We start from the raw sequence: 12,533 nt of genomic DNA on the forward strand, positions 1-12,533 counted from the left end.
CGCGTCCGTTCGCGCCGTGTCCGTGAACGCCGTACCGGGCACCGGCAGGCCCCCTAGCCTGGGACGACAAGGGGGTTCCATGACAGAAGAACAGCTGGCCGCGTTACGCGAACTCATCAGTCGACTGACGGGCTTTCCGGGACTGCTCGACGACCTGGCGGAGGACGCCCTGGCCACCCCGGTCGAGGCCCAGACCGAACTGGACGCTCTGAAGCAGGCGTTCAGCGCACTCGCCGAGCGTCTCGAGGACGACGCCATCGAGAAGCGCGTGCTCACCGCCGCGCGCAGTCTCATCGCCTCCGCGGGCGCCACGCTGACGGCCGCCGCCCGGCAAGGCCCGGCTGACGCGGGGGTCCGCGACTCGCTGGCCGAACTGGGCAGGGTCTGCATGGCTCAGATCGCCACGCTGAACCGCCTCGAACGCAAGGCCAAGGCCCTGCTCGCCCTTCCCGACGAACTCGTCGTCCCCGAACACCGCATGATGGTGCATCGGCAATGCGTCGTGCAGGGCCGCCGCGTCACCGTGGACGGCGAGCCGGTGGCCGGCGGCGATCACCGGGACCTGGCCTGGACGCTCGCGGTCCTGTACGACCTGGGCGTACGGCGTCTTGACGTCGGTCTCGCCGTGCAACCCGGCGCGGTCGCGCTCGGCTGGGCCTTCGAAGCCGCCCGGGTGGTGTTCGACAAGCACCTCGACCGCTGGGACGTGGCCGTCAACGCACCGGTCAAACTGCCCGACGGCACCACCGTGCTGTACCTCCATCTGCGGTACGACAGCGCCGACCGCCGCCTGACCCTGGCCTGCGAGGGCACGTCGTTCAAGCTGTGGGGAGACGGCGCCCGCGGACTCGACGCGGTCAAGCAGATCATCCGTACGGACCTGGGCATGGGCGAGATCGTCGACGACGACGCGCACTGGACGGTCCCCGAACTCATCCAGTTCTACGCGGTCTGCCGCAAACTGCCGGTCGCGGACCGGGCGGCGCTCGCGGGCTGCCGGCTCGTACGGCGGGCGCGGCCCGACGAAGTGGATCCGGATGCCAAGCACGAGAAGGCCTCGTACGGGCATTCCACGCACACCATCACCGTGCTCGACGCCGTATTCGAGGCCGACGACTACGGGTTCGTCGGGGCGGGGGAGACGATGGGGCCGCACGCGCACTGGGTGCTCGCGCACGAGATAGGCCACGTCGTGGAGTTGCGGGACTGGCGCAAACGCTGCGCGAAGTTCGACACCGCGGACGTGGACGCCCGGATCGCGGCCAAGGAGAAGGAGAAGCGGGACCTCGAAGCGTGGTTGCAGGGTCCAGGGCAGCAGGCCGACACGAGCCTCTACGCGGAGAAGAGTCGCGAGTGCACGGCGCTCGGCAAGGAGATAGGCCAGTTGTGGGACGAGCAAAGGGAGTTGTGGGGAAAGCGCCACGAACTCGACGTCGCGGCCTTCCAGAAGACCGCCACGTCCGTGTGCCTGGAGCGCTTCCTCGCGCAGGTGCAGGCGCTCGGCGTCGCGCCGTTCACCTTTTACGCCGAGTCGAGTTGGGCGAAGAACAAGAAGGGCGAGCTGTTCGCGGAGGCGTACACGATGTTCGTGAACGAGCCGGAGACGCTGCGCTGGATCTCGCCGGGTCTGCACGACTGGTTCGTACGCCGCGAGTACTGGGTCGACTGACCGGCGGACACCGGTACGTCCTCACAAGGCACTGACCCGGCGCACGATCTCGCGGCAGAGGGACGGGATTTCGGCGCGCTCGTCTATGTACTGGGACGGCTTGACGCAGATGGTGGTGAAGCCACGGGCCATCTGCTCGGGGATCGATTCGAGAGCGAGGGCGATCGGGGCCGGCGAGTTGTCATCCGGGAAGGTGGGCCGGATGCCGCCGACCATTTCGAGGGCGTCGGCGTCGCGGCCCGCCTCGGTCATCGCGGCGCGCAGTGCGGCCATCTCGTCGGCGGTCGGTCGGCCGAGCGGGTGGAAGCCGTGGCCGTACCGGACGAGGCGGCGCAGAACCGCGCCGTGCACCGAACTCCCGCCGAACCAGAGGCGCGGGCCGTCCGGACGGTACGCCTTGGGGACCAAGTACGCGTCCTCGAACCGGTAGTGCTCGCCCTCGAACGACGCCGGGGTGTCCCGCCACAGGGCCTCCCATGCGGCGAGGTGCTCGTCGAGCAGTTTGCCGCGCCGCGCGAACGGCACGCCCAGGGCTTCGTACTCGGGGCGGTGCCAGCTCACGATGGGCTGTGCGACGAGGCGTCCCTCGCTCAGCAGATCGAGCGTCGCCAACTGCTGTGCCAGGGCCAGCGGGTGGCGCAGCGGCGCGATCACGCCCGCCGCGACCAGGCGGAGCCGCGTGGTCGCGGCGGCGATCGCAGACAGCAGGAGCAGGGAGTTGGGCCAGGGGGTCGCGGGGTCCTGGTTGCCCGGCAGGGCGTACTCGCGTGGATTGGCCATCAGGCCGTTCGCGTCGGCGCCCTTGCCGAGCACGATGTGCTCGCTCACCATGACGGCGTCGAAGCCGGCGTCCTCGGCCTCGCGCGCGATGTCGACCAGGCCGCGGAGGTCACGCGGGTCGGTCAGGGTCCAGTTCTCGCTGAGGACGAGGACGAGCCTGGGGGCGGCGGGGGCGGGCATCGATCTCCCTTGCTGTGTGGTGGTGGTGACGTACGGTCAGCTCTGCGGGCCGCGCCCTATGCGGGCGTACACGTCGGGTCGGGCGGCGCGCAGCCACGCGCCGTACGCGCTGCCGACAACCCCCGCGCCGATGACCAGCGCGGGCAGGATCCAGCGCAGCGACGAGCCCGAGTCGACGCCGAGCAGAACCCCGAACTTGCGTACGGCGAGCACGAATACGAAGCCGAGGGCGACGGCGGCGATGACCGGTGCGACGAGCCGGTTCCAACTGCTCTCGCCGACCGCCCGGCCGTTGCGGTGGAAGTACGCGAGCACGGCGAGGGAGGTGAGCACCAGCAGCAGGATCACGCCCAGGGCCCCGAGGTTGGTCAGCCAATTGAACAGCGTCGCCATCGGGTCCTTGTCGAGTGACGCGAACACCGCGACGACGGCGAACGAAAGCGCGGTCTGCGCCAACGAGCCGACGTAGGGCGAGTCGTGGCGTCCGTGCGTACGCCCGAGCGCGCGCGGCAGCACCTGCTCGCGGCCGAGCGAGAAGAAGTAGCGGGCGACCGCGTTGTGGAAGGAGAGCAGCGCGGCGAACAGGCTCGTGATGAGGAACACCTGCGCGGTGTCCGAGAATCCGGAGCCGATCTGGTCCTCGCCGAGCACGAAGACCAGGTTCGGCCCGTTCTCCTGGGCGGCGGCCACCGCCTTGTCGGTGCCCGCGCCGGTCATCATGGCCCATGCGGTGATCGCGTACAGGACGCCGATCACCAGGACGGCGATGTACGTGGACCGGGCGATGGTGCGCTTCGGGTCCTTGCACTCCTCGCCGTACAGGGCCGCCGACTCGAAGCCCATAAACGACGCCATCACGAAGCAGAACGCGGCGCCGGTCGAGCCCGCGGTCAGCGCGTCCCACGTGAACGGGTCGAACGAGATGCCGTCGGGCGCGGAGGTGAACGAGCTGAAGTCGAAGACGACGACGGTGACGGTCTCGACCACGAGGAGGACGGCGAGGACGCGGGCGTTGAGGTCGATGCGCAGGTAGCCGAGGATCCCGACGAGGCCGATGCCGACGAAGACGACGACCCACCACGGGATGTCCCAGCCGAACTTCGCGTCGAGGAAGTCGGCGGTGGTGAAGCCGAAGAGGCCGTAGATGCCGACCTGCATGGCGTTGTACGCCACGAGCGCGATGAAGGCGGCGCCCACCCCCGGGACGCGGCCGAGGCCGTGCGAGACGTACGCGTAGAAGGCGCCGGCGCCGGTGATGCGGCGGCTCATGGCGGCGTACCCGGCGCTGAAGACCACGAGCATTGCGGCGAGGAGCAGGTAGACGAGCGGGATGCCGGTGGTACCGGTGACGGCGAGGCTCTGCGGGATGCCGCCGGCGGCGACGGTGAGGGGCGCGGAGGCGGCGACGACGAAGAAGACGATGTGCGCCACGCCGAGCGAGCCGCGGGGCGGCGGCGCGTCGTCGGCAGTGGTGCGGGTCGCTCTGCGTACCGGGGGTTCCTCGACGGCCATGGCGGGTCTCCCGTGGGGGTGGACGCCGGATCAGGGAGGACGGGACACTGTCCGGCGGATCGTTTGGGTCCGTACGGTCTGCGGTGTGGCTGATCGTACGGATGCAAACAGGCCGCCACAAGGGCTAGATTTCGGGCGGAGCGACGTGGTGGACGTCGTGACGCGGAAGCGACGGGAGAGCACGCACGTGGTCGGCAAGCGGACCATCACCGAGACCGAGAAGGTCGTCCAGGCGCGGCTGGGGGACATCCCGCTGCGCCGCGAGCAGATGGCCGCGGTGTCGAACATCTACCGCGCTGCGACGGCGGTTCGGCAGCACTTGGAGAACTCCGTGCTCCGGGAGGCGGAGCTGACGTGGACGGCGTTCACCGTGCTGTGGGAGGTGTGGATCTGGGGGGAGTCGGAGACCCGGCACGTCGCCGAGGAAGCCGGCATCTCCAAGGGCACGCTGACCGGCGTCGCGCGCACCCTGGAGACACGGGGGCTGCTGAAGCGCACTCAGCACGCCTCGGACGGACGCCTGGTGCTGCTCGGGCTGACGCCCGCGGGCGAGGAGCTGATGGCGAGGGTGTTCCCCGCGTTCAACGCGGAGGAAGCTTTCGTCACCGACGACTTGACGGCGGACGAATGCCTGGACCTGGCAGCCGGGTTGCGCAAGATCGTCGCCCGCCTGGAGGCGAAGGGCGAGGAACGCCGCGAGGAACTGCTCGCCGGCCAGGCCCCGAAGCCCAGGCGCAGCGGCCGCCGCCCGAAGTCCTGAGGCGGTACCCCTGTGCCCGGCGCCGCCCCTTGGCGTTCACCGGACCATGCCGAGTTCCCCGGTGGGGCGGGTGGTCAGGCGGCGGGCGTGTCGAAGTAGTGGCGGTCCAGGTCTTCGACGAATCCGATCTGCGTGGGCTCCCAGCCCAGGAGTTCGCGCGTCAGAGCGTTCGAGGTCGGGATGTCGGACGCGAAGACCCCCGCGATCCAGCCGAAGTGTTCGTCCGCCTCGGCCCGCGGGACCGCGACCACCGGGATGCCGAGCCGCCGTCCGATCACCTCCGCGATCGTACGTGCGGGCACGCCCTCGTCCGCGACCCCGTGCAGCGTCGCGCCGACCGGTGCGGACTCCACCGCGAGGCGGAACAGCCGTGCGGCGTCGAGCCGGTGCACGGCGGGCCAGCGGTTGGCGCCGTCGTCCACGTAGCCGGAGACGCCCTTGTCGCGGGCAATGCCGATCAGGGCCGGGACGAAGCCGTAGTCCCCGGCGCCGTGGACGGTCGGAGCCAGGCGTACGACGGACGAACGTGCGCCGCGGGCCGCCAGCGCCCGGGTCAGGTGCGCGTTGGCGAGGCGCGCGTTGGTTTCCTCGGCGGCGGGCGCGTCGGCGGTCCCGTCGCGCTCGGTGAGTACGCGCCCGTCCCCGAGCCCGATGATTCCGGAAGCGATGACGAGCGGCCGGTCGGAACCGGCGAGGCCGTCGCCGAGTGCCTCGATCGCGCGGTGGTCGGCCGCGACCGCGCCGGGGTGGTCGCCGCTGAAGGCGATGTCGTGCTTGAAGGCGAGATGGACGACGCCGTCCGCCGAGGCGGCGGCCTTACGCAGGTCGTCGAGGTCGTCGAGCGAACCGTGGTGGACGTCGGCCCCGGCCGCGGTGAGCCGCGCGGCCGCTTCGGCCGTTGCCGCGCACGACTCTCGTACGGCCTTGCGAGGTCCACTTGTTCGGTGGGTCGTACGGTGTGGTCCCCGACCCACCCGCGGACGGCCCGTCAGCCGTCCGTTCCTCGGCCGAGCGGCGCTGAACTGCTCGTGTCGGACGACCATTCCCGCGATTGCGCATCCGGTTTCGACAGTCGGCTCGGCCACCACATGTGGCGGTCCAGGTCGACGGTCAACGCGGTGACGAGGATGGACCGGACGACCAGGGTGTCCAGCAACACGCCCAGTGCGACGGCGAAGCCGATCTCGGTGAAGGCGACGACCGGCAGCGTCGCGAGCACGGCGAACGTGCTGGCCAGAATCAGACCCGCCGACGTGATGACGCCGCCCGTCGCCGCGAGGCCGATCACCGCGCCCTCACGCGTACCGCGATGTGCCGCTTCCTCGCGTACGCGAGTCATCAGGAAGATGTTGTAGTCGATGCCCAACGCGACCAGGAACACGAACACGAAGAGCGGGAACGCGTTGTCCTGGCCCGCGAAGTCGAAGACGTGCTCGAAGACGAACACGCTGATGCCGAGCGCCGCCGCGTACGACAGCACGACCGTCGCAATCAACACCAACGGCGCGACCAGGGCCCGCAGCAGCAGGCCGAGGATCACCAGCACCACGACCAGCACCAGCGGGATGATCACCTTGTTGTCCTGCGTGGCGGCGTGCTCGGCGTCCATGATCACCGCCGTACCGCCGCCGACGCGCGCGTCCGCGTCCGGCACCGCGTGCACGGCGTCGCGTACGCGTTCCACCGTGTCCTTCGCCGCCTGGCTGTCCGGACGGTCGTTGACGGTCGCCTGGAAGAACGCCCGGTCGCCCTCAACTGCCGCCGGTGTCACGGCGGATACCCCGGGATCGGCGCGTACGGCCGCCTCGACCTCGGGCGTCGCGGGCGCGTTCGCGATCACCGAGATCGGGTCGCCGGTGCCGGCCGGGAAGTGCTGGTCCAGCACCTCCTGGCCGACCACCGAATCCGGCTTGTCGGTGAAGCCGTCCGCCGCGCTCAGGCCGGTCGCGTTCAGCGACACCAGCCCGACCGTGCACGCCGCCAGCGCAAGCCCGGTTCCGATCCAAACCCTGCGCGGCCGCCGCGCGATCGCATTGCCGATGCGCGCCCAACGGCCGGACCGCGTCGGCTCATCGCTCCCGTACGTCGGCTTGACCGGCCAGAACACCCAGCGGCTCACGACCACCAGCAAAGCCGGCAACAGCGTGAGCATCGCGGCCAGAGCCACCAACACGCCGATCGCACACACCGGTCCCAGCCCACGCGTCGAGTTCATCTCCGCGGCCATCAGGCACAGCATCGAGATGACGACCGTCGCCGAACTCGCCAGAATCGCCGGCCCCGCACGATGCAGCGCCAGAGCCATCGCCTCGTGCCGGTCCTCGTGCCGCCGAAGTTCCTCGCGGTAGCGGGCCGTCAGCAAGAGGGCATAGTCCGTCCCCGCACCCAGGACCAACACGATCAGGATGCCCGCGCTCTGCGCGTTGACGGTCAGCCCCGCGTGCTCCGCCAGCAGGTAGATGACCGCCTGCGAGACCACCAACGACACACCCGCAGCCAACAACGGGAACAACCACAACACCGGGCTGCGGTACGTCAGCAGCAGCAACAGCACGACCACCGACACCGTCGCGATGAGCAGCGTGCTGTCGATCCCCTCGAACGCCTCCGCCTGGTCGGCCCCGATACCGCCCGGACCGGTCACGTGCGTGGTCATGCCCTGGTCGTTCGCGTCCGCGACGTCCCGCAGCCGGTCGACGGCCGGAGTGAGGTTCTCCCAACCCTCCTCGCCGACCTCGATCGGCACGATCGTCTGCATCGCCTCGCCGTCAGGCGACACGACCGGCCCGACTACCGGCCCGACGACATGCGGCGCGGTCGCGAACTCCGCCGCGTCGCTCGTGGCCTTGGCCGTGTCGGCGGGAGTGACGCCCCCTGGACGTTCGTAGACCACGACGGCCTGCAAGGTCGTCGTGGCCTCGAAGTTCTTCTGCTCGTCGATGACTTTCGTCGACTCCGCGTTGCCGGGCAGCCAACTGGACGCCTGATTGTCCTCGGCGTCCGACAGTTTGCCGGCCAACGGCCCGGCCACCACCAGCAGAAGGAGCCAGATCACCACGACCGCCCACTTCGTACGGCGGCCACAGGGGAGGGATGCAAGTCTTTGGGTCGGACTCATGGGACGTTCCGCGGAATCTTCCGATCACCGAAACCCCGAGCGTCACGTGCACCGGCCCCGGCACCCCCTCCGCCGGACCCATTCACCCAGCCTCCCACCACCCCCACAATCCCGCAGCCCGAGCCACAGCCTTGCGGTCCAACGCGATTGTGACCGTGTTCTCCGCGTCGTAGGTGCGGGCAGGCGGATCGGCGCTCGGGCGGCGAGGGGGAGGTCTGGGGTGCGGAAGACCTGGTGGTCGGGCGCAGACCTCGCAGGCTTCGCGGGCGGCGGCCCATGGCGAAGGCGGCTGTCGCGGTCGCGTCGGCCTCGGTGAGGGACGGCGCGACGACGGTCAGGCCGAGGAGCTCGGTCGCGGGACGGCCGGTGCGGCCGTCGAGGATGTGGTCGCCGTGCTCGTAGCGGGCCGAGGTGGCGACCGCGGCGTCGTGGATGTCCAGGACCGCGCAGAGTTGACCGGCGGTTTCGGGGTGGCGGACGTCGATGCGCCGTGGCGCAGGTCAGGCGGTTCGGGGGTCCGGTCCCACCCTGTCGGCGGTGTCGCGGACGAGCGCGTGCATTTCCGCCGCCGATCCCGCGGCCAATCGGTAGACGCCTTGGAGGCTGACAAAACGCTTGAGGAGACCGTCCTCGACGTATTTCAGGGTGCGTTCGCCCCGCCGTGACGTGTACGTGAGCCGCTCCAACATCGTCGGAGGCACCACGGTCTCGAAGTCGAGGGGCGTCCCGGCCGTGCCGACGAGGATTTCGCGGGCGCAGCCTTCCAAACCGTCCGGGTACCAATCGAGAAAGCGCTCGTGCTCCTCGGGCGTGAGCATCTTCTCCGGCGTCTGGTAGTGCAGGAGCGAGACGCTTCGTGCGACTTCGAGCCGTCCGAGGACGCGGATTCGTCCCTTGGTGACCGAGACCGGAAAGATGTGGTCGCCGGGTTGCAGGCCCGCGCTCAAGAAGCTCGGTAGCGATTGGTGTCCGCTGGCTATCAGAGTGGACAGGCGTTTCCCGCCGTATCCGGTGTCACGCAGGTAGCGGCACCTGCCCTGGGTCCACAGCGTCGTGTACGAGTTGGTCACCGGCCCGACCGTACCGGGGCGCAAGGACACCGCCTTTGCCCATGCGTGGGCCGGCAGAAGCGGGCGCCGCGGTCGTAGTTGGGCGGTTCAGAGTACGGTGCCCGGGATGGGGGTGGCGAGGGGCTTGGGGGGTCCGGCGGCCGGGCCGACGACGCGGTGGACCTTGTCGACGGCGAGGGCGTAGACCTCCGAGGCGAATTCCGGGGAGTCGTCGCCGGCTTGGACGAACATGTAGACCAACTCCACGGCGCCGAGCGGTTCGAGCACGATGTAGCCGTTGACGGGGACGTCCTCGTAGGCACCGTCCATGCGTACGGCCACCGAGTCCGGGCCGCCGAAGGTGACCGGGGACAGGTTCAGCGTCAGCGGCGGGCCGCCGACGTTCGAGGGGAACGAGAGCGTGGTGCAACTGGTGAGCGCCTCGCGGAGCACCGCGTGGTTCGCCGCGACGGTCTCGGGCGGGCCGGCCACGAGCTTTTCCTCGATGAACACGGCGTCCGCGACGAGCTGCACTTCGGGCCAGGGGTCGGGCTCACCCGGGGAGGGTGTGTCGCGGAGGCTGTCGAGTGCCGGGCAGCCGGTCGGGTCGGTGGCCTCGTCGTCGGCCGGAGGGCTCTCGGGGTCCTCGGCCACCTCCGGCCCGACGTCGGTGGGCTCCAGGAGTGCCTGGCTCAGCGTTTCGGGCGTGGGGACGCCGTCCTCCGCCTCGGCGGGGAGGGGGCCGGCGGCGAGCACCAGTGCGCAGGCCGCCCCGGCGACGACCGCTGCTTTTCCGCGACGGCCGCCAAATCCGCCGTATCCGCTGTATCCGCCGTATCTGCCGTATCTGCGAGGTCGGTGATGTCGGCGACGCCTGTGCCCGGAGGCCGGATTCTGTGGTTTCCGCGCGATGCGCATGTACGCCTCCCGGGGCCGCGAAGCCGGATGGACACGTCCCTCCAGGCTCCCCACGCCGGCCGGGATCCGCAAACGCGCGGATCCGGGCCGCCGCGTCCCGGCTGCCGCGTCCGGCCCACGGGTGCCAGCAGATGGGTCCGGGCCAAGCGCCCGGCCTACGCGTCCCGGCCGGCGTATCCCGGTGAATGCCTCGCGGCTGCCGCCTACCCGTGGTGCCGTGACGCGGCCTCGGCGAGGGCGGTGAAAAGGCCGTGCTGCGCCTCGTCCGTCGCCGCGGTGTCCTCCGGGTGCCACTGGACTGCCAGCAACAGCCCTTTGGCCTCCCGGAGTTCGACTGCCTCGACGGTGCCGTCCGCGGCCCGCCCCGTGACGGTCAGGCCGCGGCCGAGGCGGTCGAGGGACTGGTGGTGGTAGCAGGACGCCTCGATCTTCTCCGTTCCCACATCCCTCCCGACAGCCCTCCGCACAGCCCTCCCCACATCCGTCCCCATCGCCGCCGCCACCGCGGAGCCCTCCCGCAGTCGCACGGGGTGCACGAGGTGCCGGTGGTGGGTGGGCATGTCCTGGGTCAGGGTGCCGCCCAGGGCCACGTTCAGCACCTGCATGCCGCGGCAGACGGCCAGCGTGGGCAGTCCGGACCGCAGCGCGTACCGGATCGCGGCGAGGTCGAAGGCGTCCTGGGCGTCGTCGACGTCGTACACCTCCTCGTGTACGTCCGCCGCGCCGTACGTGTGCGGCGCGAGGTCGCCGCCGCCCGGCAGCAGCAGGCCGTCGCAGCGCGCCAACCGCTCCGCGGCGTGCCGCGGTTCGGCCGGGTGCATCATGAACGGCTCGCCGCCCGCTCGGTACACGGCCTCGGCCAGCGCCCGCGCGGTGACCTCGGCCGAGTAGCGCAGCGCCGACGTACGCGCCGCGAACCGGCACGGCAGGGCGATCAACGGCCGCGTCACAGCTGGATCCAGGTCGTCTTGAGGTCGGTGTACTTGTCGAGCGCGTGCAGCGACTTGTCGCGGCCGTGGCCGGACTGCTTGACGCCGCCGAAGGGCACGTTCAGGCCGCCTTCCTCGTAGCAGTTCACCCACACTGTCCCGGCCCTGACGGCGCGTGAGACCCGGTGCGCGGTCGCGAGGTTCGACGTCCAGACCGCGGCCGCGAGGCCGTACTCGGTCGAGTTCGCGAGCCGCACCGCCTCCGCCTCCGTCTCGAACGCCATGACGGACAGGACCGGTCCGAAGACTTCCTCGCGGGCGATGGCCATGCCGGGCGTCACGCGGTCGAAGACCGTCGGTTCCAGGTACGACCCGGCCCGGTCCACGCGGAAGCCCCCGCACCGCAGTCGCGCGCCCTCCGCCGACGCCCGCTCGATGTGCCCGCGCACCCGCGCGAGGTGGTCCTCGGTGACGAGCGCGCCCATCTCTGTGGCGGGGTCCAGCGGGTCGCCGACGCGCAGCGTACGGCCGCGCTCGACGATCGCGTCCACGACCTCGTCCGCGACCGACGCGTGTACCAGCAGCCGGGACGGGGCGGTGCACATCTCGCCTTGGTTGAAGAAGATTCCCCATGCGGCGGTGGCGGCCGCCGCGGCCAGGTCGGGGGCGTCCGGGAACACGATGTTGGGCGACTTGCCGCCCAGTTCCAGCCAGACGCGCTTGAGGTTGGAGTCGGCGGCGTACCGCAGGAAGTGCCGGCCGACCGCCGTCGATCCGGTGAAGGCGAGCACGTCGACGTCCGGGTGCAGGCCGAGCGCCCGTCCCGCCTCCGGACCCTCGCCCGCGACGACGTTGAAGACGCCCGGCGGCAGGCCCGCCTCCCGGGCGAGGCGGCCGAGCAGCAGGCCGGACAGCGGGGACTGCTCGGCGGGCTTGAGGACGACCGTGCAGCCCGCCGCGAGCGCCGGGGCGACCTTCCACGCGGCCATGGTCAGCGGGAAGTTCCACGGCACTACGGCGGCCACCACGCCGACCGGCTCGCGCGTCACCAGCGCCACGGCGTCGTGCGCGGTCTGCGGGGCCTCGTCGATCAGCTTGTCGGCGGTCTCGCCGTACCAGCGGAAGGTGTCGGCCACCGCGCGGAGCTCGATGCCGTACGCCTCGGTGACCGGCTTGCCCATCTCCAGCGAGATCGCCAGCGCCAGGTCCTCGCGGTGTGCCTCGACGAGGTCGGCGAGACGTACGAGGGCCCGGCCGCGGTCGGTGGGGGACAGTCGCGGCCACGGCCCGTCGTCGAAGGCGCGGCGTGCCGCGGCTACCGCGAGATCGACCTCGGCCGCGCCCGCCCGGGCGACCTCGGCGAGCACCTTGCCGTCGCGCGGCGAGACGACGGTGAAGGACGCGCCGCCGCCCGCGTGCTCGGCGCCGGCTATCTGGTGCTGCGTCACGGGCCGGAAGGCGGCGGCCCGGGCCTGCCAGTCGGCGTGGGTGAGGTCGGTCATGGCGTCCGGCTCCCGCGGGTCGAGGTTATTGTTTGAGGTCAAACGATACTCAGCCGTACGTCCGGGGCAAGGGGTTGACCTGCGTCCTCGGCCCTCAGTAAATTGTTTGGGGTCAA

Annotated in this window: 11 protein-coding genes; 2 read left to right on the forward strand and 9 right to left on the reverse strand. The window is 70.9% G+C overall.

Features of this window, described 5'->3' with window-relative positions; genetic code table 11:
* Positions 1-79 precede the first annotated feature (79 nt).
* Positions 80-1,669 carry a hypothetical protein gene (locus tag ACWD12_RS18815; protein WP_450100453.1) on the forward strand — a complete coding sequence of 530 codons (1,590 nt, stop codon included), beginning with the start codon at positions 80-82 and terminating at the stop codon, positions 1,667-1,669.
* 21 nt (positions 1,670-1,690) lie between these two features.
* Here the strand turns inward: ACWD12_RS18815 and ACWD12_RS18820 are convergent, their stop codons facing one another.
* Together ACWD12_RS18820 and ACWD12_RS18825 are read right to left on the reverse strand one after the other, a co-directional pair.
* On the reverse strand, positions 1,691-2,629 hold the full coding sequence (locus tag ACWD12_RS18820; RefSeq protein ID WP_450100454.1) for a TIGR03619 family F420-dependent LLM class oxidoreductase: 939 nt from the start codon (positions 2,627-2,629) through the stop codon (positions 1,691-1,693).
* Positions 2,630-2,665: 36 nt separating this feature from the next.
* Positions 2,666-4,141, reverse strand: coding sequence for an APC family permease (locus tag ACWD12_RS18825; RefSeq protein WP_450100455.1), 1,476 nt, complete (start codon positions 4,139-4,141; stop codon positions 2,666-2,668).
* 187 nt (positions 4,142-4,328) lie between these two features.
* Between ACWD12_RS18825 and ACWD12_RS18830 the strand changes: the two genes are divergently transcribed.
* Positions 4,329-4,901, forward strand: coding sequence for a MarR family winged helix-turn-helix transcriptional regulator (locus ACWD12_RS18830; protein ID WP_358353501.1), 573 nt, complete (start codon positions 4,329-4,331; stop codon positions 4,899-4,901).
* Between the two features lie 74 nt (positions 4,902-4,975).
* Here the strand turns inward: ACWD12_RS18830 and ACWD12_RS18835 are convergent, their stop codons facing one another.
* The 7 genes from ACWD12_RS18835 to ACWD12_RS18865 all read right to left on the reverse strand — a co-directional run bounded on the left by ACWD12_RS18835 (position 4,976) and on the right by ACWD12_RS18865 (position 12,417).
* Positions 4,976-5,875, reverse strand: a complete 900-nt coding sequence (locus ACWD12_RS18835) for an SDR family oxidoreductase (RefSeq protein WP_450100456.1) — start codon at positions 5,873-5,875, stop codon at positions 4,976-4,978.
* A gap of 14 nt (positions 5,876-5,889) precedes the next feature.
* Positions 5,890-8,019, reverse strand: coding sequence for an MMPL family transporter (locus tag ACWD12_RS18840; protein WP_450100457.1), 2,130 nt, complete (start codon positions 8,017-8,019; stop codon positions 5,890-5,892).
* A complete protein-coding gene (locus ACWD12_RS18845; protein WP_450100520.1) occupies positions 8,016-8,504 on the reverse strand; it encodes an FAD:protein FMN transferase in 489 nt (162 codons plus the stop codon). Before ACWD12_RS18845 ends, ACWD12_RS18840 begins: the two co-directional genes overlap by 4 nt.
* A 15-nt stretch (positions 8,505-8,519) precedes the next feature.
* Positions 8,520-9,089 (reverse strand): hypothetical protein, encoded by a 570-nt coding sequence (locus ACWD12_RS18850; protein WP_450100458.1) that lies wholly within the window; start codon positions 9,087-9,089, stop codon positions 8,520-8,522.
* Between the two features lie 87 nt (positions 9,090-9,176).
* Positions 9,177-9,824: a hypothetical protein gene (locus ACWD12_RS18855; RefSeq protein ID WP_450100459.1), complete on the reverse strand. Its 648-nt coding sequence runs from the start codon at positions 9,822-9,824 to the stop codon at positions 9,177-9,179.
* Positions 9,825-10,189: 365 nt separating this feature from the next.
* Positions 10,190-10,936: a gamma-glutamyl-gamma-aminobutyrate hydrolase family protein gene (locus ACWD12_RS18860; RefSeq protein WP_450100460.1), complete on the reverse strand. Its 747-nt coding sequence runs from the start codon at positions 10,934-10,936 to the stop codon at positions 10,190-10,192.
* On the reverse strand, positions 10,933-12,417 hold the full coding sequence (locus tag ACWD12_RS18865) for an aldehyde dehydrogenase (protein WP_450100461.1): 1,485 nt from the start codon (positions 12,415-12,417) through the stop codon (positions 10,933-10,935). The genes ACWD12_RS18860 and ACWD12_RS18865 overlap by 4 nt, the downstream gene beginning before the upstream one ends.
* Positions 12,418-12,533: the final 116 nt, after the last annotated feature.

The organism is Streptodolium elevatio (genome assembly GCF_053592165.1).

Coding starts and splice junctions, on each gene's coding strand:
- ACWD12_RS18815 (WP_450100453.1), top strand. CDS start 80: ATGACAGAAGAACAGCTGGCCGCGTTACGCGAACTCATCAGTCGACTG.
- ACWD12_RS18820 (WP_450100454.1), bottom strand. CDS start 2,629: ATGCCCGCCCCCGCCGCCCCCAGGCTCGTCCTCGTCCTCAGCGAGAAC.
- ACWD12_RS18825 (WP_450100455.1), bottom strand. CDS start 4,141: ATGGCCGTCGAGGAACCCCCGGTACGCAGAGCGACCCGCACCACTGCC.
- ACWD12_RS18840 (WP_450100457.1), bottom strand. CDS start 8,019: ATGAGTCCGACCCAAAGACTTGCATCCCTCCCCTGTGGCCGCCGTACG.
- ACWD12_RS18865 (WP_450100461.1), bottom strand. CDS start 12,417: ATGACCGACCTCACCCACGCCGACTGGCAGGCCCGGGCCGCCGCCTTC.